At 68.6% G+C, this 22092-nt stretch carries 18 protein-coding genes; 8 read left to right on the plus strand and 10 right to left on the minus strand.

The genetic code is table 11. The features are described 5' to 3' along the window. Positions 1 to 13: 13 nt before the first annotated feature. From ACJH6H_RS19780 to ACJH6H_RS19795, 4 genes are all read right to left on the minus strand, one after another. Positions 14 to 1618 (minus strand): sensor histidine kinase, encoded by a 1605-nt coding sequence (locus ACJH6H_RS19780; protein ID WP_406775633.1) that lies wholly within the window; start codon positions 1616 to 1618, stop codon positions 14 to 16. Then, the gene (locus ACJH6H_RS19785; protein ID WP_212814924.1) at positions 1596 to 2300 is read right to left on the minus strand and encodes a response regulator transcription factor; all 705 of its coding nucleotides are present in this window, start codon (positions 2298 to 2300) and stop codon (positions 1596 to 1598) included. The genes ACJH6H_RS19780 and ACJH6H_RS19785 overlap by 23 nt, the downstream gene beginning before the upstream one ends. Positions 2301 to 2426: 126 nt before the next feature. After that, a complete protein-coding gene (locus tag ACJH6H_RS19790) occupies positions 2427 to 2675 on the minus strand; it encodes a hypothetical protein (protein WP_212812556.1) in 249 nt (82 codons plus the stop codon). Positions 2676 to 2861: 186 nt separating this feature from the next. Then, positions 2862 to 3107: a hypothetical protein gene (locus ACJH6H_RS19795; protein WP_212812557.1), complete on the minus strand. Its 246-nt coding sequence runs from the start codon at positions 3105 to 3107 to the stop codon at positions 2862 to 2864. Between the two features lie 223 nt (positions 3108 to 3330). On the opposite strand from ACJH6H_RS19795, the gene ACJH6H_RS19800 reads away from it, so the two are divergent. From ACJH6H_RS19800 to ACJH6H_RS19815, 4 genes are read left to right on the plus strand one after another with little or no spacing between them, the layout of a single operon-like run. After that, the gene (locus ACJH6H_RS19800) at positions 3331 to 4305 is read left to right on the plus strand and encodes an ABC transporter permease (protein ID WP_212812558.1); all 975 of its coding nucleotides are present in this window, start codon (positions 3331 to 3333) and stop codon (positions 4303 to 4305) included. After that, positions 4302 to 5207, plus strand: coding sequence for an ABC transporter permease (locus ACJH6H_RS19805; protein ID WP_212812559.1), 906 nt, complete (start codon positions 4302 to 4304; stop codon positions 5205 to 5207). Before ACJH6H_RS19800 ends, ACJH6H_RS19805 begins: the two co-directional genes overlap by 4 nt. After that, the gene (locus tag ACJH6H_RS19810; RefSeq protein WP_212812560.1) at positions 5204 to 7039 is read left to right on the plus strand and encodes an ABC transporter ATP-binding protein; all 1836 of its coding nucleotides are present in this window, start codon (positions 5204 to 5206) and stop codon (positions 7037 to 7039) included. Before ACJH6H_RS19805 ends, ACJH6H_RS19810 begins: the two co-directional genes overlap by 4 nt. Continuing rightward, positions 7039 to 8715 carry an ABC transporter family substrate-binding protein gene (locus ACJH6H_RS19815; protein WP_406775634.1) on the plus strand — a complete coding sequence of 559 codons (1677 nt, stop codon included), beginning with the start codon at positions 7039 to 7041 and terminating at the stop codon, positions 8713 to 8715. The genes ACJH6H_RS19810 and ACJH6H_RS19815 overlap by 1 nt, the downstream gene beginning before the upstream one ends. On the opposite strand, the gene ACJH6H_RS19820 is transcribed toward ACJH6H_RS19815, so the two are convergent. Next, positions 8702 to 9958, minus strand: coding sequence for an alpha/beta hydrolase (locus ACJH6H_RS19820; RefSeq protein WP_406775635.1), 1257 nt, complete (start codon positions 9956 to 9958; stop codon positions 8702 to 8704). The genes ACJH6H_RS19815 and ACJH6H_RS19820 overlap by 14 nt on opposite strands. Positions 9959 to 10036: 78 nt before the next feature. Here ACJH6H_RS19820 and ACJH6H_RS19825 point away from each other — a divergent pair, with 78 nt between their 5' ends. Beyond that, positions 10037 to 11239: an acyl-CoA dehydrogenase family protein gene (locus tag ACJH6H_RS19825; RefSeq protein WP_406775636.1), complete on the plus strand. Its 1203-nt coding sequence runs from the start codon at positions 10037 to 10039 to the stop codon at positions 11237 to 11239. A 2-nt stretch (positions 11240 to 11241) separates the two neighbouring features. On the opposite strand, the gene ACJH6H_RS19830 is transcribed toward ACJH6H_RS19825, so the two are convergent. The 3 genes from ACJH6H_RS19830 to ACJH6H_RS19840 are packed head-to-tail and all read right to left on the minus strand — an operon-like array spanning position 11242 to position 16545. Beyond that, positions 11242 to 12747, minus strand: a complete 1506-nt coding sequence (locus tag ACJH6H_RS19830) for a GMC family oxidoreductase (RefSeq protein ID WP_406775637.1) — start codon at positions 12745 to 12747, stop codon at positions 11242 to 11244. 37 nt (positions 12748 to 12784) lie between these two features. Continuing rightward, positions 12785 to 15409: an AAA family ATPase gene (locus tag ACJH6H_RS19835; protein ID WP_406775638.1), complete on the minus strand. Its 2625-nt coding sequence runs from the start codon at positions 15407 to 15409 to the stop codon at positions 12785 to 12787. Further along, positions 15406 to 16545 (minus strand): exonuclease SbcCD subunit D, encoded by a 1140-nt coding sequence (locus tag ACJH6H_RS19840; RefSeq protein WP_406775639.1) that lies wholly within the window; start codon positions 16543 to 16545, stop codon positions 15406 to 15408. The genes ACJH6H_RS19835 and ACJH6H_RS19840 overlap by 4 nt, the downstream gene beginning before the upstream one ends. Positions 16546 to 16597: 52 nt before the next feature. On the opposite strand from ACJH6H_RS19840, the gene ACJH6H_RS19845 reads away from it, so the two are divergent. Next, entirely contained in the window at positions 16598 to 17101 is a 504-nt protein-coding gene (locus ACJH6H_RS19845) for a SixA phosphatase family protein (protein ID WP_406775640.1), read from the plus strand. On the opposite strand, the gene ACJH6H_RS19850 is transcribed toward ACJH6H_RS19845, so the two are convergent. Together ACJH6H_RS19850 and ACJH6H_RS19855 are read right to left on the minus strand one after the other, a co-directional pair. Then, positions 17098 to 17637 carry a DUF3558 domain-containing protein gene (locus ACJH6H_RS19850; protein ID WP_212812568.1) on the minus strand — a complete coding sequence of 180 codons (540 nt, stop codon included), beginning with the start codon at positions 17635 to 17637 and terminating at the stop codon, positions 17098 to 17100. The two genes, ACJH6H_RS19845 and ACJH6H_RS19850, sit on opposite strands and share 4 nt — an antisense overlap. Continuing rightward, entirely contained in the window at positions 17634 to 18146 is a 513-nt protein-coding gene (locus ACJH6H_RS19855; RefSeq protein ID WP_212814925.1) for a DUF3558 domain-containing protein, read from the minus strand. Before ACJH6H_RS19855 ends, ACJH6H_RS19850 begins: the two co-directional genes overlap by 4 nt. A gap of 147 nt (positions 18147 to 18293) precedes the next feature. Between ACJH6H_RS19855 and ACJH6H_RS19860 the strand changes: the two genes are divergently transcribed. Both ACJH6H_RS19860 and ACJH6H_RS19865 read left to right on the plus strand, forming a co-directional pair. Next, entirely contained in the window at positions 18294 to 20027 is a 1734-nt protein-coding gene (locus tag ACJH6H_RS19860) for an ABC transporter ATP-binding protein (protein ID WP_406775641.1), read from the plus strand. A 20-nt stretch (positions 20028 to 20047) separates the two neighbouring features. Then, positions 20048 to 22018, plus strand: a complete 1971-nt coding sequence (locus ACJH6H_RS19865; protein WP_318986608.1) for an ABC transporter ATP-binding protein — start codon at positions 20048 to 20050, stop codon at positions 22016 to 22018. Positions 22019 to 22092: the final 74 nt, after the last annotated feature.

The following is a 22092-nucleotide window of genomic DNA, read 5'->3' on the forward strand; positions in this document are numbered from 1 at the left end:
GTGGGAGCGTTGATTAGGCGGACGTCGAGGCAATGCTGTGCAGCGGCTGTGAGCCTGCGGCCGCCGGGCCCGCGGGCAGGCGCACGGTGAAGACCGTCGCGCCGGGTCGGCTGTCGACGCTGATGGTGCCGCCGTGCGCTTTCACGACCGCGGCGACGATGGCCAGCCCCAGGCCGGTGCTGCCGGCCTGCCGGGACCGCGACGAGTCGCCACGGGCGAACCGCTCGAACACCTCGGGCTGCAACGTCTTTGGAATCCCCGGGCCGTCGTCGGCGACGCTGATCACCGTGGCGTCCGCATCGGCGGACAGCGCGATGGTCACCGACGTACCCGCCGGCGTGTGCGTGCGCGCATTCGCCAGCAGGTTCACCAGCACCTGGTGCAGCCGCGCCGGATCGCCCTCGATGGTGACGGGTTCCTCCGGCAGATCCAGCGACCAGTTGTGGTCGGGGCCGGCGACGTGGGCGTCGCTGACCGCGTCCACGACCAGCTGGGACAGGTCGACGTCCTCCATCTCCAGCGGCCGGCCGGCATCGAGACGGGCCAGCAGCAGCATGTCCTCGACAAGTCGGGTCATCCGGACCGTCTCGGATTCGACGCGGTTCATGGCGTGCGCGACATCGGCGGGCAGTTCGTCGCTCTTGCGTTGCGCCAGTTCGGTATAGCCCCGGATTGCGGCGAGCGGCGTGCGGAGTTCATGACTGGCGTCGGCCACGAACTGGCGCACCCGCGTCTCACTGGCATGACGGGCTGCGAGCGCGCCGGCGATGCGGTCCAGCATGCGGTTGAGCGCCGAACCCAGCTGGCCGACCTCGGTGTGCGCGGCGACGGGATCGACGTGCACGATCTCCGTCGGCAACTGGGCTTCACCGCGGTCCAGTTCCCGGTCGGCGACATCGCGCGCGGCCGCGGAAACCCGTGACAGCGGGGCGAGTTGGCGGCGGATGATCCACACCCCGACCACCGTCGCCCCGATCAGCGCCAGCGCGCCCACCGCACAGAACATGCCGAGCACCCACAACAGCGTGTTGTCGACGTGCCGGGTGGGCAGGCCGGTGACGATGGTCTGCGGACCGCCGTGCCGGGGATGCAGGCCGATGACCCGGTACGTTCCGACACCGTCGATGTCCATGGTGCGGATCTTCCGATCCGGTCGCACCTGCGCCAATTGTGCTGTGGCCGTGGTGGTCACCGAGTCACGACTGCCCTCGGAGGTGATGACACCGGCGTCGACCTGGCCACGGAACACCACCGCTCCGATGGTGCCGACGGCCTGTCCGGGCGCGTTGAGGAAGCCGGGACCGGGGCCGGCTTCGGGGTCGAAGCGCATCCGGAAATGCGGATCCATCGACGGCCGCGGCACCCCACCGGTCAACGGCGGCGCCATGGGCGGCGGTGGCAGCTCGAAAATGGCGGCCGAGCGCCGGCCCGCCTCCAGCACCTGGTCGTCCAGCTGATGCAGCAGAAAGCGCTGCAGCGCAAACTCGGTCGCGGCGCCGACGCCGACGATGACCAGCGCCAGCAGCAGAACCTGGGTGACCAGCAGCCGCACCCGCAGCGACCAGGTGCGCGGCTGCCAGATGCGCGTGCCGGCCTCAGCGAGCGGGTCGGAGGACATATCCGGCGCCGCGCAGCGTGTGGATCATGGGCTCGCGGCCACTGTCGATCTTCTTGCGCAGGTACGACACGTAGAGTTCGACGATGTTGGAGCGGCCGCCGAAGTCGTAGCTCCACACGCGGTCGAGAATCTGGGCCTTGCTCAGCACCCGCTTGGAGTTGCGCATCATGTACCGCAGCAGTTCGAACTCGGTAGCGGTCAAGGTGATCTGTTCGCCGGCGCGCGTCACCTCGTGACTGTCCTCGTCGAGCACCAGGTCGCCGACGACGATCTGCGCGTCACCGGCCTCATTCGCCACACCGGTGCGGCGCAGCAGCGCGCGCAGCCGCAGCACCACTTCCTCGATGCTGAACGGTTTGGTCACGTAGTCGTCGCCGCCCGCGGTCAGGCCGGCGATGCGGTCCTCGACCGAATCCTTCGCGGTCAGCAGCAGCAGGGGCAGGCCCGGGATCTGTTCGCGCAGCTTGCGCAGCACATCGAGCCCGCTCATGTCGGGCAGCATGACGTCCAGCACCACCACGTCGGGCGGGTTGTCCTTGGCCAGCGCGATCGCCGTCGCGCCGTCGCCGGCCGTGGCGATGTCCCAGCCCTCATACCGCAGTGCCATGGACACGAGCTCGGCGAGGACGGGCTCGTCGTCGACCACGAGGACGCTGATCGGCTTGCCGTCGGCCCGGTGCATGACGACACGCGGGGCTTCACTGTCACGGGCGGTGCTGCTGGGACCTGTCACAGATTCCATTATTCGCACCGGTGTGGGGCGCGACTGTGGCGAATCTATGCGCGAGCTGTGAATTGGGCCGAGTGGCTAACCCTGGGGGTTGGTGTCCGGCGACTGCCCGGCCCACAGCGGAGCCTTGCCCGTGATCGACGGCGCCGCAAAGGTGACCGGTGCGGTCGTGCTGGTCGACGTGATCAACGTGCTGTTGGCCGACGTCGTCTCGGAGGGGCCCGCCAGCACCCCGGCACATACCGCCGCGGCGCCTAGTGCCGCGCTTCCACCGATGATGCCGATTGCCCATTTCAAGGTGATGCCAGAAGTCTCTGGTCGACTCATGGTCTGCCTCCCGTGTACTTGGGACCACTGCGCTGCGCCGCACCGTCGGGGCGCGGCCTTTCATGCCTTCGAGTCAACGCCGCCAATCTGGCAACACACTGAATCGCTTCTGGCAGTTCGCCTGCATAGCCGCAGCGCGGGAGTTTGGGCCGCGGCGGAGGCCTGTCCGCCACGACCCAGACCTCATCAGCCCGGATCCTGCCCCGGGTACAGCGGAGCGGGTCCGGTGATGGCCGGCGCGGCGCTGACGATCGGCCCGACCGTCGTGGCGCTGACGACCGAACTGACCGAGGTGCCGTTGGCCGATGTCGATTGCAGAGTTTGCGCCTGCGCCCCGACAAACGCCACGGCCATCGCACAGACAGCCATGCTCCCGGCGATGACGCCGGCGGCCCACTTCTTGTTGATTTCAGAATGCTTGTTTTGACTCATCGCGGGTCTCCCACCTAGACGCGATCCGCCACGATTTCGCCACACCGTTGGGGCCCGCAGCCGGTCAAACATTTCAAGTCGTCTCGGCCGTCAGGTATTCCACAGAATCAGAACTGGTCGGGTCACCAGCCCGGGAACAGGGCGGCGGCCATCAGGTGCCAATCCCGCGCTAGCGCGCCGGGATCTCTTAACCTGTCCAGATGCGGTTTCCAGCGAGCAACCCATGACGCGGTTCCTGATCCGCCGATTGGTCAACTACGCGATCCTGTTGACGCTGGCGACGTTCCTGACCTTCGCGCTGACGTCGGTGACCTTCCACCCGCTGGACAGCCTGCTGCAGCGCAACCCGCGGCCACCGCAATCCGTCATCGACGCCAAGGCCCACGACCTGGGTCTCGACAAGCCACTGCTGCCGCGCTACGCCAACTGGGTGTCCGGCGCGGTACATGGGGACTTCGGGAAAACCGTTACCGGGCAACCGGTTTCAGAAGAACTGGGACGACGGGTGTGGACCAGCCTGCGGCTGGTGGCCATCGGGTCGATCCTGGGCTCCATCATCGGTGTGATCATCGGGGCGTGGGGCGCCATCCGGCAGTACCGCTTCTCCGACCGCACCATCACCGTGCTGGCGCTGCTGATTCTCAGCGCCCCGACGTTCGTCATCGCGAACATGCTGATTCTCGGCGCGCTCGGCGTCAACGAGGTGCTGGGCTTCCAGTTGTTCCAGTACACGGGCGAGACCTCGCCCTACGCGGCCGGCGGTTGGCACGGATTCGTCGACCGGCTGCAGCACCTGGTGCTGCCGACCGCCACCCTGGCCCTCGGCGCCATCGCCGGATACAGCCGCTACCAGCGCAACGCGATGCTCGACGTACTCGGCCAGGACTTCATCCGGACCGCCCGCGCCAAGGGCCTGACCCGGCGCCAGGCGCTCTTCAAGCACGGCCTGCGCACCGCGCTGATCCCGATGGCCACGCTGTTCGCCTACGGCGTCGCGGGCCTGGTCACCGGTGCGGTGTTCGTCGAGAAGATCTTCGGCTGGCACGGCATGGGTGAATGGATGGTGCAGGGCATCAACGGCCAGGACGCCAACATCGTCGCCGCGTTCACCCTGTTCTCCGGGACGACGATCCTGATCGGCGGCCTGCTGTCCGACGTCGTCTACGCCGCCCTCGACCCCCGGGTGCGGGTCTCATGAGCGTCCAGTTCGGGCTGCCGCGCGCCCGCTTCGCATCGCGCCGCACCTTGGTGGCGCGGCGCTTCGTCCGCAACCGCCCCGCGGTGGTGTCGCTGGTGCTGCTGGTGGCGCTGTTCGTTGGCTGCTACGCCCTGCCGCCGCTGCTCCCCTACTCGTACACCGACATGGACTTCGACGCGCTGCTGCAGCCTCCCGACGGCCGGCATCTGTTCGGCACCAATGCCCTCGGCCAGGACGTGTTCGCGCAGACGTTGCGCGGCATGCAGAAGTCGATGCTGATCGGCGTCTGTGTCGCCGTGATCTCGACGGTGATCGCCGCGACGGTCGGCTCGGTGGCGGGCTACTTCGGTGGCTGGCGCGACCGGGTGCTGATGTGGGTCGTCGACCTGCTGCTCGTGATCCCCGGTTTCATCCTGATCGCGATCGTCACGCCTCGCATCCGGCACCAGAGCACGGTGCTGTGGCTGGTGGTCCTGCTGGCGGCGTTCTCGTGGATGATCAGCTCGCGCATGGTGCGCGGTCTGACCATGAGCCTGCGCGAACGCGAGTTCGTCACGGCCGCACGGTATATGGGTGTCAGCCACGCCCGGATCATCGCCCGGCACATCGTGCCCAACGTGGCGTCCATTCTGATCATCGACACCACCCTCAACGTCGGCATCGCGATCCTGGCCGAAACCGGTTTGAGTTACCTGGGTTTCGGGGTGCAGCCGCCCGACGTGTCCCTGGGCACGTTGATCGCCGACGGCACCCCGTCGGTCACCACGTTCCCCTGGGTGTTCCTGTTCCCGGCCGGCGTCCTGGTGCTGATCGTGCTGTGCGCCAACCTGATCGGCGACGGCTTGCGCGACGCGCTCGATCCCTCGGCCCGGCCCCGTCGGCGGCGGGTGGTGAAGCGATGAGCGCGCCGCTGCTCGCGGTCCGCGACCTCACCGTCACCTTCCAGACGTCTGACGAGGACGTCTCGGCCGTGCGCGGCATGAACTTTCACATCGCGCCCGGCGAGGTGCTGGCCTTGGTCGGTGAGTCCGGCGCCGGGAAGTCCGCGACCGCCATGGCGGTGGTGGGGCTGCTGCCCGAGCACGCCCAGGTGACCGGTTCGGTGAAACTGCAGGGCAAGCAGCTCGTCGGGCTCGATGACGACGCGATGTCCCAGGTACGCGGCCGGGTGATCGGCACGGTGTTCCAGGACCCGATGTCGGCGCTCACGCCCGTGTACACCGTCGGCGACCAGATCGCCGAAGCCCTTCGCGTGCACGACCGTTCGATGGGCCGGCGGGCCGCGCGCGGCCGGGCGGTCGAACTGCTGGAGTTGGTCGGCATCAAGCAGCCCGCGGCCCGCGCCCGCGCGTTCCCGCACGAGCTGTCCGGCGGTGAGCGCCAACGCGTCGTCATCGCCACCGCGATCGCCAATGACCCCGATCTCATCATCTGCGACGAACCCACCACGGCGCTCGATGTCACCGTGCAGGCGCAGATCCTCGACGTGCTGCGCACTGCCCGCGACGTCACCGGCGCCGGGGTGCTGATGATCACGCACGATCTCGGTGTCGTCGCCGAATTCGCCGACCGCGCAATGGTGATGTACGCCGGCCGGGCGGTCGAGACCGCGCCGGTGGCGAACCTGTACCGCGACCGGGTGATGCCGTACACGGTCGGCCTGCTGGGCTCGGTGCCCCGGCTCGACGCACCGCAGGGCTCGCGGTTGGTGCCCATTCCCGGCGCGCCGCCGTCGATGGCGGCACTCCCGCCGGGTTGCCCCTTCGCGCCCCGCTGCCCGCTGGCCGACGACGACTGCCGGGCGGCCGAACCCGCGCTGCTGGAGGTCGCGCCCGGACAGGCCGCCGCCTGCATCCACACCGACCAGGTGACCGGCCGCAGCGCAGCCGAAATCTACGGGGTGGCAACCGAACCCGAGGTCGTCGCGGATGACGGCGCCGAGCGGCCGGTGGTGCTCGCGGTCAACGACCTCGTCAAGACGTTCAAGCTCAGTGGCGGGTTGCTGCGGCGCAACGTCGGCGAGCTGCGTGCCGTCGACGGCGTCAGCCTGCAGCTGCGGCAGGGCCGGACCCTGGGCATCGTCGGTGAATCGGGCTCCGGCAAGACCACCACGCTGCACCAGATCCTGAATCTGACCGCGCCGCAGTCGGGTTCGATCACGGTGCTCGGCCAGGATGTGGCCGGCCTGACCCGCGACACGCGCCGCGAGCTACGCGGCGACCTGCAGGTGGTGTTCCAGGATCCCGTGGCGGCGCTGGATCCGCGGCTTCCGGTGTTCGATGTGCTGTCGGAACCCTTGCGGGTCGGCGGTTTCGACAAGAACCGGATCGACGACCGCGTCACCGAACTGCTCGGCATCGTCGGGCTGCGGCACGAGGACGCCGCCCGTTACCCTGCCGAGTTCTCCGGTGGCCAGAAGCAGCGCATCGGCATCGCCCGGGCCCTGGCGCGTCAGCCCAAGATTCTGGCGCTCGACGAACCGGTGTCGGCGCTGGACGTCTCGATCCAGGCCGGCATCATCAACCTGCTATTGGACCTGCAAGAGCGCTTCGACCTGTCGTATCTGTTTGTCTCGCATGACCTTTCGGTGGTCCGCCACCTGGCCCACACCGTGGCCGTGATGTACAAGGGCGCCGTCGTCGAACAGGGCGATGCCGCACAGGTTTTCAGCGCCCCGCAGGACCCATACACCCAGCGGCTGCTCGATGCCGTGCCGCAGCCGGGAGGGGAATGATGACGTCCCGTCGCAGTCAACTGGTGGTGGCCCTCATCGCCCTGATCGCCCTGATGGCCGGCTGCTCGAGCGAGTACCGCGGGTCCAGCGCCGGCGCACCGAAACTCGGTGCGGCCAACGACCTCAACCCACACGACCCCGCGACCCTGAGGGAAGGCGGCAATCTGCGGCTGGCGCTCACCGCGTTCCCGGACAACTTCAACACGCTGAACATCGACGGCAACACCGTCGACACCGCCGCGATCCTGCGGCCCACGCTGCCCCGGGCATTCATCGTCGGACCCGACGGTTCGACCACCGTCAACCACGACTACTTCACGGACATCCAGCTCACCGGCACCAATCCGCAGGTCGTCACCTACACCATCAACCCCAAGGCCGTCTGGAGCGACGGCGCCCCGATCACCTGGGAGGACATCGCCGCCCAGGTCACCGCGACGACCGGCAAAGACCCCCGGTTCCAGATCGCGAGCCCCAACGGCAGCGAGCGGGTGGCCTCGGTGACCCGCGGCGTCGACGACCGGCAGGCCGTCATGACGTTCGCCCGCCCGTACGCCGACTGGCGCGGCATGTTCGCGGGCAACGGCATGCTGCTGCCCAAGGTCTCGACGACCGATCCCGAGGTGTTCAACAAGGGACAGCTGAACAAGCCCGGGCCGTCGGCCGGCCCGTTCGTCGTCTCGAACGTCGACCGCGGCGCGCAGCGAATCACGCTGACGCGCAACCCGAAATGGTGGGGCACCCGGCCGCTGCTGGACAGCATCACGTTCCTCGTGCTCGACGACGCCGCTCGTATCCCGGCGCTGCAGAACAACGCCATCGATGCCACCGGGCTGGGCTCGATCGACGACATGGTGCGCGCCCGACGCACCAAAGGCGTCGACATCCGCACCGCGCCGGGACCCACCTGGTCGCACCTGACCTTCAACGGCGCGCCCGGCTCGCCGCTCGCCGACCCCGCACTGCGCCACGCCATCGCCATGGGCATCGACCGGAAGACCATCGTCACCGTCCTGCAGCACGGTCTGGTGGACAACCCGGTGCCACTCAACAACCACATCTACGTCGCGGGGCAGGCGGGCTACCAGAACAACAGCGGCGGGACGCCTTTCGACCCGGAGGCGGCACGGCGCGAACTCGACGCGCTGGGCTGGAAGCTGCCCGCCGGCCGCTCGGTGCGGGAGAAAAACGGCAAGCCGTTGAACGTTCGGATCGTCTTCTACGACGCCCCGAGCGGCCGGCAGATCGGGCAGCTGACGCAGAAAACCCTCGCCGATATCGGCGTCAAGCTGGAACTCGTGGTGTCCTCCGGCGCAGACTTCTTCAGCCAGTACATCATTCCGAGTAACTTCGATATCGCCGCCTTCGCCTGGCAGGGCGACGCCTTCCCCTTGAGCGGTCTGACCCAGATCTATGCCTCGGGCGGCGAGAGCAACTTCGGCAAGATCGGCACGCCCGAGATCGACGCCAAGATCGAGCAGACGCTCGACGAACTCGATCCCGTCAAGGCGCAGGCCCTGGCCAACCAGCTGGACCGCATGCTGTGGGCCGAAACGTTCAGTCTGCCGCTCGCCCAGTCGCCCGGAAATGCGGCGGTCCGAAGCACTTTGGCCAACTACGGCCCTGCGGGCCTGGGCGACCTGAACTACATGACGATCGGCTTCACCAAGTCCTGAGCTGCCTGATGGCCCGCGGCAGCCCGGCCGGCACCAGCGACTCGGCGGCCGCGGCCGTCGCGATGCCCTTGACCATCAGGCGCACCGTGAAGTCCGGCGGCATATTGTCCAATTCCGTTGCCCGGTCCGGCAATTCCGCATATTCGCCGGCACACACCGCAGTGGCGATGGTCAGTGCCGCACCCTCACGCATGTCGAGCACGCTATGTCCGGCGCTGGGCAGTTCCAGCAGCACAGCGTCCGGAATCAGTTCGGCGACCCGCTGGGCGATGGCCGGCGGCGTGATCAAGTCCCGGCCGCCGGAGATCACCACGGTGGGCCAGTCGAATCCCGGCATCGCGGCCACCAGGTCGAAAGGTTCGGCGACGAAATCCGGGTCGCCGGTGGCCGATTCGCGGTACGCCAGCGCCGGGTCGAGCGGCAGACCGTCGGGCTCGGGGGCATAGTTGAGCTCCTGGTAGCCGATGTGCTCGACCAGGTCGGGCTCATGCCGGTACGGCGTCTTGCTCTCGAACAGCAGCTTGGTGCTGTGCCCGATGGCGCCCCAGAGCAGCCCGCGTCCGGTGAGCAGCAACTCGAGCTGCTGCTCCAGCACTTCCGGGCCGACCAGGCCGTACAGACCCGTCGCCAGTTGCACCACCCAGGGCGTCAGCTGCCCGTCGGCGGCCAGGTCCCGCACCCTCTTGGCGAGCCCCTCCGTCGCCGGGTCGGTGCCGTCCCACAGCACGGCCCGGGTGGCCTCGCGCACCGCGTCGATGTCGTCGGCGCACAGCAGCGGTGAGTCCAGCACCATGGCATGCACGCGGGCGTGATGGCGCACGCCGACGCCGGCGGCCAGGTAGCTGCCGTACGACGTGCCGTAGATCACCGCGGACTCGACGCCGGCGTCGTCCAGGACCGCCGCGATGTCGTCGACCGCGGCCTCGATGGTCAGCGCCTCAGTGGGCAGGTCGGCGCCGGCGTCATCGTGTCGGGACATGCCGACGCCGCGGTGCTCGACCATGATGACGTCCAGACCGGCGGCCGTCGCCCGGCGGCGCAAATTGCGGTAGTGCCCGATGGACGCCGCACCCGGCCCGCCCGGAATGATCACCAGCGGATGCTCGCTGAGCGGCCCGGTCCGCACGTAGAACAGATCGAATTCCTCTGCGCCACTTGGCCGGACCGGCCGCCGCACCGACCGTACCCCCGGCAGCGCCGCGAGCTTGTCGTGCGCCTTGCGGCGCTTGGCGTTCATGGTCATCGACACTCATTCTGCCGCGTTTGGTTCGGCGCGAGCGTAAGCCGTGCCTGTGACTGTGCTGGTACGTAGAACTGGGACATGACCATCCTCGACCTCCCCGACACGACAACGTGGACCGACCTGCTGGCCGACATCGCAGCGGGCGCCAAAGACCGCGATCTGGACGACGTGAATCCATTCGACCAGGTGGCCGCGCTCAAGCGGGCCGGATTCGGCACCCTGCGCCTGCCCACGGAGCTGGGCGGAGCCGGACTCACGGTGCCGCAACTGTTTTCCGCCGTCATCGACGTCGCCCGCGCCGATCCGGTGGTGGCGCACATCTTCCGTACGCATTTCTGGTTCGTCGAGGAGCGGCTGCGCACCCTGGACCAGCCCGGGTCCCGGGCCTGGCTGGACAAGGTGGCCAACGGCAAGGTGTTCGGCAATGCGTTCAGTGAGAAGGGCTCCCACGCGGTGGGCAGCCTGGTGTTCAACACCCGCTTGACGCCGGGCCACGACGGCGGATTCATCTTGACCGGCGAGAAGTTCTACAGCACCGGAACCCTGTTCTCGGACTACCTGACCGTGACAGCGACCACCGATCATGATTCGGTGGCGACCGTCATCGTCCCGGCCGATCGTGCCGGCGTGACGATCATCGACGACTGGGACGGTTTCGGTCAGCGCCGTACCGGCACCGGCACCACGCGGTTCCAGGACGTGACGGTGCTGCCCGACGAGGTGCTCACGGACACGCGGTACGACGCCGAGCCCGTGCCGTCGGTGCAGTACACCCTGTTGCAGCTGTACATCCACGCCGTGGTGGCCGGAATCCTGGAGAACATCGTGGACGACGGGATCGCGCTCCTGCGGTCCCGCGAGCGCAGCTTCAGCCATGCCTCTGCCGCGTCACCGACCGACGACCCGCTGCTGCAGCGCCAGCTCGGCGAACTGGCCAGCTCCGCCTACATCGCCCGGGCCGCAGTGCTGGATGCGGCGGCGGCGATCGGGGCGGCCATCGATTCGACCGGCCCGGACGGTGTGCCCGACGCGGCGCTGGTCGCGAAGGCCCAGCTGCAGGCGGCCAAGGTGAAGGTGCACCTGGACGACATCGCGCCGCGTGCCGCCACCAAGCTCCTGGAGCTCGGCGGTGCCAGCGCGGCCAGCCGGCAACGCAACCTCGACCGGCACTGGCGCAACATCCGCACCATCACGCTGCACAACCCCGTCGGTTACAAGGCCCGGGTGGTCGGGCAGAACCTGTTGCACGGCACCGCGATTCCCGCCAACGCCTACTTCTGACCTCAGGCGGCGATGAGGTCGGCGGCCTTCTCACCGATCAGCACGCTCGGGGCGTGAGTGTGGCCCCGGATGATGGTCGGCATCACCGAAGCGTCGGCGACCCGCAGCCCCGCGACCCCACGGACGCGGAGCTGCGGGTCGACCACGCTGGCCTCGTCGCTGCCCATCCGGCACGTGGTGGTCGGGTGATACAGCGTGTGCGACGTGGTGGCCAATGCCAGCTCCAGCGTGCGGTCGTCGAGATCGTGCGCACCCACCGGGCGGGCGATGTCGCCGAGCAGTCCCTTCAGCGCCGGGGCCTGGGTCATGTCCGCCAGCATCCGCAGGCCCGCCAGTAGTGCCTTGCGGTCCGCGCCCTCAGGGTCGGACAGGTAGCGCGGGTCGATGATCGGCTTGGCCAACGGATCGGCCGAGGCCAGCCGGATGGTGCCGGTGCTCTTGGGCTTCACCAGGATCGGCCCCATCGCCACCGCGTCGCGCGGGTAGGCGTCGCCGATGCCCTCGTCGAAGAACGGCGCCGGGGCGAAGATCAGCTCGATGTCGGGCTGCGCAAGTTCAGGATCACTGCGGACGAAGCCATACGCCTCACCGACATTCGAGGTCAGCATGCCGCGGCGGCGGGTCAGGTAGTTGAGCAGCTGCACCGGTTTTTCCGCGCTGATCAGGGTCTCGCACTTGGCGTCGAACCCGAGCAGCACGACCAGGTGGTCCAGCAGGTTCGACCCGACGCCCGGCGCGTCGTGGACCACATCGATGCCGTGCTCGGCCAGATGCTCGCGCGGACCGATGCCGGACAGCATCAGCAGCTGCGGGCTGTTGATCGCGCCTCCGGACAGGATCACCTCACGGCGCGCCCGGACGATCTGACGACGGCCGTCCGCCTCGTACTCGACGCCGACCGCCCGCCCGTCCTCGATCAGCACGCGGGTTGCCGTGGCGCCGGTGCGCAGATGCAGGTTCGACCTGCGCAGCGCGGGCCGCAGATAGGCGTCGGCGGTGCTCCACCGCGCGCCGCGGCGCTGACACACCCGGGTCTCGACGAACCCCTCGTAACCGGACTGCTCGGCGGCCTCCAGCCACGCGGCCGTGACACCGCGGGGGCTGCGCTGCGGGCTGAGCACCAGCGGCCCGGCCTCGATCCGGTCGAAATACTTCTTCACGGCCGCGTACGACCACTCTTCGCCGGCGAGCTCACCCCACTCGTCGTAGTCCGCGGGCAGGCCGCGCACCCACATCATGGCGTTCATCGACGACGAGCCGCCGAGGGTCTTGCCGCGCGGCCAGTAGATGCGGCGGCCGGCGAGCTCGGGCTGCGGTTCGGTCGAGTAATCCCAATCGAACTCGCCGCGGAACAGCTTCGCGAAAGCCGCCGGGATACGGATGAACTGGTTCTTGTCGACGGCCCCGGCCTCCAGCACCACCACCTGCGCGGTGCCGTCGGCGCTCAGTCGATCAGCCAGCACAGCACCGGCCGAGCCGGTCCCCACGACGACGAAGTCAGCGATCACCGCCGCAGTCTGTCACGAAACGCGGCCTACCAGGGGCCTAAGCGGTGAGCTCGATGCGCGTCGCGTCGCCGACGCTGGCATAACGCTCGGGGCTGCAGGTCAGCACGATCACCTGGCCGTCGCCGCCGACCGCGTCGAACACCTCACCCATGCGGGTCAACCGGCCCGCATCGGTGAACCCCAGTGCGTCATCGATGATCACCGGGACGGTGTCCTCCTTGGCCACCAGCGCCGCGCCGGCCAGCCGGGCGACGATCCCCAGCTGTTCCTTGGCCCCACCGGAGAGGCTCTCGTACGGCACGGTGGTGCCCGCGACGGTGCGACTGCAAATCCGCAGATCACTGTCGACCTCGACGGCGAAGCTGTCCCCGAACACGATGCGCCCCAGCCGTTCCACCTCGGTGCGGAACGGTGCCACGTACCGCTGCCGGGCCTGTTCGCGGTGCCGGCCCATCACCGTCCGCAGCAGTTCAGCGGCCCGGGCCCGACGACCCACTGCGGCGTGTTCGGACTCCGCATGCCGCAGCGCGATCTCGGCGGCATCGAGCTGGCTCTGGCGGCCCTGTGTCCCGTACACCTTCAATTGCGCTGCCACATCCCGCAATTGGTCATCGAGTTCGCGGCGCCGGGTACCGAGCCGGGCCGAATCCGCGGTGGCCGCCGCCAGTTCCGCATCGACAGTGTCGGGCGCGGCGGCAGCCAGCGCCGCGGCGAGTTCCTGTTCACGCGCGGTGGCCGCGGCAGCCTGCTCCCCCAGCGCCGCGACGCGCTGGGTCAAGGCCGCATCGTCCTCCAGTTCGCGCTGCCGTGTCAGTCGCTCGGTGGCCTCGGTGAGCGCGGCCGTCGCCGCCGTCACCTTCTCGCGGGCGACCGTCGCCGCGGTCAACGCGGCCGCCACCGCGGCCGCCGCGGCGGTGGCCGTGTCGCGGCATTGCTCGTACTCGGTTGTCGCCCGGCGCTGTTCGGCGTCGGCGGCTTCCAGCTCGGCTCGTGCCGCCCCGACGTCGATGGCGTCGGTATCGCCCAGCTGCTCCCGCAGCCCCGCCAGCCGAGCCGCGAGCGCCTCGACCGTGTCGGCGCCCAGCAGCGTCTGCCGGGTGACGGTCAGCCGATCACGCTCGGCTTCGAGTTCGCGCCGCCGCGCGTCCAGGACCCGCGCGGCCTCGACGTCAGCGACCCCGTGTGGCTGGAGCGCAGCCGCCAGCGCAGTGCGCGCCGCGTCGAGAACGGCGCTGGTGTCCGCGGCCGGGGTACCGGGCAGCACCCGCACCGTCAGCAGCCCGGGGAGTTCGACATCGGTCCGGCCGCCCGCGCTCGTGACCCACTCCGACCCGGCGGACAGCGTCACGTCCTGGTCACCCACGCGCAGCTCGACGTCGCCGTGAGCCACCAATTCGATTCGCGCCGAGGCGAGTTCAGCAGCCGCGGCCGCACGGTCCACCGCGGCGGCGGCGGTTTCGATGGCCCGCATGCCCGCCGCGGTCAGCGTGATCTTGCCCAGCTGATCGGCGACCGCCGCCAGTTCGTCGGCGGCGACCTGCACCCGCTCCAGCAGGCCGGACAGCCGAACCGCCTCAGCGCGCTGGGACAGTTGGTCCACCACCTGCCGCGCCGCATCCAGGCGGACCCGACCGGCCTCCACCACGGACCGCGCCACCGCCACGGCGGTGTCGGCGGCCTGCTGCAGCTGCGCCGCGGTCACGTGCTGTTGCGCGGCGTGCTCGGCGGCGGCGGTCAGTTCACCGATGCCGGCGGTCCGCTGTTCGACGTCGGCCTGCAGCCGCTGCCGCTCGTCGAGAGCACTGCGTGCTGCCGTCGCGGTCGCCACCGCCGCCTGCGCCTGCACGCGTGCCTGGGCAAGCTCGTCGCGGACTCGAGCCACCGCGGTCGCCGCTTCCCGAGCCGCCGCCAGCCGCACCTCAGCGGCCGCCAGTTGCTCAGTGGCCGTGGCCAATTCCTTCGTCAGCTCGCCGTGGCGGCGGACCGCCTCGTCGACCTCGGCCACCGCGGCGGCACGCGCCGCGACCTCCGCCTGCGCAGCCTTCAGGCTTTTTGTTGCCTCGGCCCACACACCGGTGGGACGGCCGGTCTGCGTGAAGTACTTCAAGAACTCGGCGTCGATCCGGTCGACCAGCAGCGGCTCGTTGCCCGACAGCGCACCCTCGAGTGCACCGGCCTGACCGGCCGCGACATCGAGTGCCCGCGCCAGCGCGTCGCATCCGGCGAGGTCGACCGGCACCATGGCGGCAGATTGCAGAATGCGCTGGGCCCGCCACAATTCGGTGTCGACCGTCTCCTCCAGCATCGCGCGCACCCGGTCGTGCGCCTCGTCGCCGGTGAGCTGCTCGCGGCGCGGCGCGAGGATGGTCAGCCGGGTTTCGGCCTTCTTGTGGAACCGCTTGTAATACTCGAACCGGTAAGGGCCGGTGGAGATTTCGGCCGTCACCTCGGCACCGACGTCAGCATGAGTCGGCTTGACCTGCTTGACCTCTTTCTTGGTCGAGCGGTCCTTGGACTCCAGCAGCAGATCGAGCGCCTCGATCATGGAGGACTTGCCGATCTCGTTGGCGCCAGCGACCACCACCACGCCGCGCTCGGGAAATTCGATCTCGCGGTGGGTGATGCCGCGGTAATTGGTCAGGACCAGCCGATGCAACTTCATGCGGCACTCCCCCGATCGACCAGGCGCAGCAGCAGCGCGAGCGCCGCGCGTGCGTCGTCGGCGTCGTCGCCCGAAGTGCTTGCGGTGCCGACCAATTCGTCGACCGCCGCCGCGGCGAACCCACCGATGCCCAGGTCCGAGAATTCGCCGTCCGCCGGGACCACGACGAGGTCGGTGTGTCGTTCCCACGTCGTCAGCGCGGCGAACAGGCGCGCGTAGCGGTCGAGGCAGGCGTCGAGGGTGGCCTTGTCGGAGATGGTCAGTGAGCCCGTCAGCGCCAACCGGACGACGGTGCGTTCCTTGTCCGGCAGGCCGTCGAGGTTCAGGTCCAGATCGGCGATATCGCGATCCGTGTCGACGATCCGGCGCAGCGTGACGAACCGCCACTGACCCACCCGGCGGGACTCGACCGTGACCGACTGATCCGTGTCGTCGACGTCGACCACCAGGACGTGGCCCGAATCCGCTTCGATGTCATCGTAATTGGTGACTTCGGGTGCACCGGAGTACCACACCCGGCCGGTGCTGCCGACCTCGGTGCGAGAGTGCTTGTCCCCCAACGCCACATAGTGGACCGCGCCCCGCCGTACCGCGGCCTCGACGGTGTCCAGCCGGATCAGTGCCGGTTTCGTGGGATCGGGATCGAGGACGTCGACCCCGCCGTGCCCCACCACGATTCGGGTGACGCCGTCAGCCGGCAGGTCGGCCACCGCGTCGCCCGTCAGGTCCGTGGTGGGCGCCTTGGAGCGCCACGGCGCGCCGACGATCTGCACCCCGGGCCGCAGATCGTGTACCCCGTCGAGCACCGTGACGTTGGGCGGGCATTCGGCCAGGAACAGCGTGCTGGTGTACACCGACGCCGGATCCAGCGGATCGTGGTTGCCCGGCAGCAGGAACACCGGAATCTTGATGGCGCGCATGGCCTCCAGCGACAGGCTGACCTCACGCGGATCGAGCTGGTTGTGCTCGAAGACATCCCCCGCCACGACGACGAACTCGGCACCCACCTCGGTGCACAGCGCCCCGAGGCGCGCCACGGCGTCACGACGTGCGGCCGAGTAGCGCGGCTGCGCCTCACCGCCCAGGAAATGCCGGGTCATACCGAGCTGCCAGTCGGCGGTGTGGACGAAACGCATGCGGCGAGTGTAAAACCCGGCACTGACAACTCCGGGGATCTACGGTGGGCGGGTGACGGGAACCCGAACATTGATCCTGCTGCGGCACGCGAAATCCGACTACCCCGACGGGGTCGCCGACCACGACCGGCCGCTCGCCAAGCGCGGTGTCCGCGAAGCGGCACTGGCGGGCGACTGGATTCGGGAACATCTCCCGGCCGTCGACGCCGTCCTCTGCTCGACCGCCACCCGAACCCGGCAGACGCTCGAACGCACCGGCATCACCGCACCCGTGACCTATGTCGAACGCCTCTACGACGCGACGGCCGGCATCGCCATCGAAGTCATCAACGGCGCGCCGGAGGCGGCGAACACGGTGCTGGTGATCGGCCACGAACCGGTCATGTCGTCGCTCGCGCTGAGTTTGGCGTCGCTCGACACGAGCGACCCTGACGCCGCCGGCCAGATCGCGATGAAGTACCCGACGTCAGCGATCGCGGTTCTGCATACCGACCGGCACTGGTCGCAGCTGGAGCTGCGCAGCGCCACGTTGGACCAGTTCCACATCCCCCGTTAGGAGTTGGTGGCGAGCGTCAGCTCCATCAGCTTGGTGGCCATACCGCAGGTGTCGGCGCCCGGCCCCTGCGGATTCACCCACCAGCCCACGACGCCGGCAGCGTCACTGGCCACGCCGCACGAGCCGTTGGGATCGTTCGGATGCATGATGATCGACTTCACGCCGGCGATCGCTTTGGACTCGTACTTGTAGTTCAGATGCTGGGCGACCTTGGTCTCCTCATCGAGGCTGCCCTGCTCGTACCAGAACCGGGTGATGTCGATGAGGCCCGCCGACTGGTTCAGCGCCTGCCACCGGCACACCGCACCCACGAAGGTGCTCTGGATGTCCAGCGGATCCGCACCGACCGTCTTGGCCAGCACGTCATTGGTCAGCACGTCGCACTCTTTGAGCAGGTTCGGGTACGAATCCGCCGAGTGCTCGCTGCCGCCGCCGGCGCCTTCTTTCATCGCGGTGCCCTCGACCGAGCGGGCGCAACCCACCAGCGCCAGCGCCGACATCACGGCGACCGCTCCAGCCAGTTTCCGTCGTGTCATTTCGCGTTCGCAATCGATTGCCGGGCCAGTTCCTTGGCGATGTCGCACGGTTCGGGGAACGGCTTCTGGGAGAAGCTGATGGACCATTCGATGAAGTCGTCGTCGAACTGGATGCCGACCTCACACAGGCTCTTGCCGATCATCGGGTCCTCACCGAGCGCGACGAAACCGGAGTGGCCGTTGATGTTGATGTCGCTGACGTCGGCCCGTGTCCGTTCCTCGGTCTTGCGTTCGCGGCCGATCGGGCTGCCGCGGTACCAGGTGAAGGAGAAGTGCGGGCCGAGGATGCCACCGTTGACCAGCCACTGGCACCCCACGGAGTTCTTCGCGGTGTTCACAAGGCCGGTGACCTGGGTCAGCTGGCTGACGGTCTGATCGCTGACGCCGCCGCACACCGGGAACATCGGGCCGTGCTTGGCCGGGCCCGAGGCAGCGGGGCCCGACTGGCCGCCCGCCTGAGCGGTGCCGCCGTTGCCGTCGTCCGAGCAGGCGGACATCGCCGGAATCATCGCCGCGGCAAGCACGGTCGCGGCGGCAGTCTTCACCTGTCTGCGGGTCACGCCATGCACTGTAGCGGCAGGTTCTGAGGTCAACCACCGACATGCCGACTGACCTGGTCTTTCTATAAGCATTCCCGGGTGTGCCACAGTAACCGCATGCTCTGGGCACTGCTGCGGCAGTACACGAGGCCGTATCGGCGGCAGCTGACGGTGGTGGCGACGCTGCAACTGATCAGCACGCTGGCCTCGCTGTATCTGCCGACGCTCAACGCCCGCATCATCGACCACGGCGTGGCGCGCGGCGACACCGGTGTGATCGGGCGGCTCGGCGCCGTCATGCTCGCCGTCAGTGCGATGCAGGTCCTGTGCGCCATCGGCGCGGTCTACTTCGGTTCCCGCGCCGGCATGGGCTTCGGCCGCGACCTGCGCTGGGCCGTGTTCCGCCAGGTGCTCGGCTGGTCCAATGCCGAAGCCGTGCGGTTCGGGGCGCCGACGCTGATGACGCGCACCACCAATGACGTCCAGCAGATCCAGGTACTGGTGCAGATGACCTGCACCATGCTGATCACCGCGCCGATCATGTGCATCGGCGGCATCGCGATGGCCGTGCACCAGAACGCCGGCCTGTCGTGGCTGCTGCTCGTCAGCGTGCCGGTGATGGCGGGGTGCAACTACCTGATCATCTCCCGGCTGCTGCCGCTGTTCCGCCGCATGCAGCGGTTGATCGACAACATCAATCGGGTGCTGCGCGAACAGCTCACCGGCATTCGCGTGGTTCGGGCCTTCTCGCGCGACGACGCCGAACGCGCCCGGTTCGCGGACGCCAATTACGACCTGACCGACACCACGCTGACCGTCGGGCGGTGGCAGGCACTGATGCTGCCCGCCACCACTCTCGTGGTGAATCTGTCCAGCGTTGCGGTGATCTGGTTCGGAGGCATCCGCATCGACCACGGCCAGATGCAGGTCGGCTCGCTGATCGCATTCCTCTCGTACTTCATGCAGATCCTCATGGCCGTGCTGATGGTGACCATCGTGCTCGTGATCCTGCCGCGGGCGTCGGTGTGCGCCGAGCGGATCACCGACGTGCTCGTCACCGAGCCGACGATCGTGTCGCCCGCTGTGCCCGTGGTGCCGGAGGTCCGGCGCGGGGAGGTACGGGTGGAAGCAGCCACCTTCGGGTACCCCGGCGCCGACGACCCTGTGCTGCACGGCGTTTCACTGACCGCTTCGCCCGGGACGGTGACGGCCATCGTGGGATCGACCGGCTCCGGAAAGTCGACACTGATGGCGCTGCTGTGCCGGATGTACGACGTCACGTCCGGCTCCGTGATGGTCGACGGCGTCGACGTCCGGGACTACGACCCCGAACAGCTGTGGTCGATGATCGGGGTGGTGCCGCAGCGCGGGCACGCGTTCTCCGGCACGGTCGCCGACAACCTGCGGTTCGGCAAGGCCGATGCGACCGAAGACGAGATGTGGGCGGCGCTCGGTGTCGCGTCGGCCGATTTCGTGGCGGACCACCCCGAGGGGCTGGGCATGCCCGTCGCACAGGGCGGCACGAACTTCTCCGGTGGACAGCGCCAGCGCCTCGCCATCGCCCGCGCAGTCGTACGGCGGCCCGCGGTGTACCTGTTCGACGACGCCTTCTCCGCGCTGGACGTCCACACCGACGCCCGGGTGCGGGACGCGTTGTCCGCGGTGGCTGCCGAGGCCACGGTGATCATTGTCGCCCAGCGCCTTTCGACGGTCGCCGCCGCCGATCAGATCGTCGTACTCGACAACGGCCACGTGGTGGGCGTCGGCACGCATTCCGAACTGATCGAGTCGTGCCCGGTGTACCGCGAATTCGCCGACTCGCAAGCGGTTGTGGCCGGAGGCCTGGCGTGACCCGGCCGCCGTCGGCCGCCATGCTGGCTTCGGGTCAGCGGTCCGAGAACTTCCGCGGTACGGCGCTGCGGTTGGTGAAACAGCTGGCACCGCAACGCGGTCGGGTGATCGTGGTGATGCTGTTGGGCATCGCCGGGATCGCCGCGGGCGTGATCGGACCGCGCATCCTGGGCCATGCCACCGACCTGTTGTTCAACGGGGTTCTGGGCCGCGGGCTGCCAGCGGGCATCAGCCGTGAGCAGGCGGTGGCAGCGGCGCGGGCCCGGGGCGACAACACCTTTGCCGACCTGCTCGCCGGGTCCGACGTCGTTCCGGGACAGGGCGTGGACTTCACTGCGATCGGCCACGTGCTGACGCTCGCGCTGCTCCTGTATCTGGTTTCTGCGGTGATGGTGTGGACCGAGGCACGACTGCTCAACACCATCGTGCAGCGCACCATGTTCACGCTGCGCTCCCACGTCGAGGACAAGATTCACCGGCTGCCGTTGTCCTACTTCGATTCCCGGCCCCGTGGGGAGATTCTCAGCCGCGTCACCAACGACATCGACAACGTCCAGACGTCGTTGACGATCACCGTCAGCCAACTGCTGACCTCGGCGCTGACCGTGGTGGCGGTGCTGGCGGCGATGATCTGGATTTCGCCGCTGCTGGCGTTGATCACCGTGCTGACGGTGCCGTTCACCTTGCTGGCGACGCGCATCATCACCAAGCGATCGCGACAACAGTTCATGGCGCAGTGGCGCAACACCGGCCGGCTCAACGCCCACATCGAAGAGACCTACAGCGGCTTCACCGTCGTCAAGACATATGGCCACCGGGCACTCGCCGAGGAGAAGTTCCGCGAACTGAATGACGATGTGTACCAGTCGAGTTTCGGGGCGCAGTCACTGTCCGGACTGGTCTCCCCGATCACGACGTTCATCGGCAACGTCAGCTATGTCGGCGTCGCGGTGGTCGGCGGTATCCAGGTGGCGACCGGGCAGATCAGCCTGGGCAGCATCCAGGCATTCATCCAGTACGTGCGGCAGTTCAACCAGCCCTTGACCCAGATCGCGTCGATGTACAACACCATGCAGTCCGGGATGGCCAGCGCCGAGCGGGTTTTCGAGTTCCTGGATGCTGACGAAGAGGCCGGAGCTGGACCGGCACTTGGCCGTGTTTCGGCCGTGCCGGACCGGGGCTCGGTTGCGGCGGACCGGGGCTCGGCTGCGGCCGACCGCGGTTCGGTTGCACCCGGCCCTGGCGGAGCCGCGGCCGGCAGTTCCGCGGCTCCGCCGGACCTCGTCGAGTTCGAGCGGGTCAACTTCTCCTACGTACCCGGGACCCCTGTCATCGAGGACCTGTCGTTCGTCGCCGAACCGGGCACCACCGTGGCCATCGTCGGGCCGACCGGAGCCGGAAAGACCACGCTGGTAAATCTGCTGATGCGGTTCTACGAGCCGGATTCCGGCCGAATCCTCCTGGGCGGCCGCGACATCGCGACGATGAGCCGCGCCGAGCTGCGGTCGCGCATCGGCATGGTGCTGCAGGACACGTGGCTGATTGCCGGCACCATCTACGACAACATCGCCTACGGACGTCCGGACGCCACCGAGGCCGAGGTGATCGAGGCTGCTCGTACCGCGCGCGTCGACCACTTCGTGCACACGCTGCCGAACGGGTACCAGACGCGGCTCAACGAGAACGGCGTGAACATCAGCGCCGGCGAGAAGCAGCTGATCACCATTGCCCGCGCGCTGGTCCGGCAACCCCAGCTGTTGATCCTCGACGAGGCCACCAGTTCCGTCGACAGCCGCACCGAGCTGCTGATCGCCCAAGCCACCGCGGAGCTGCGCCGTAATCGGACCAGTTTCATTATCGCGCACCGGCTTTCCACCATCCGAGATGCCGATCTGATCCTCGTGGTGCAGGCCGGGCGCATCGTCGAGCGTGGGTCCCACGACGAGTTGCTCCAGCGACGCGGGGCCTACTGGAAGATGACGCAGGCCTGACGGTCGCGGGCTAGGTCCACCCACCGGGCATCCCTCCCACCGAAGGTTCCCTGTGTTCAGCCGGTGCGCGGGCC

It is taken from the genome of Mycobacterium sp. SMC-21 (assembly GCF_045310825.1).
GTDB lineage: Bacteria > Actinomycetota > Actinomycetes > Mycobacteriales > Mycobacteriaceae > Mycobacterium.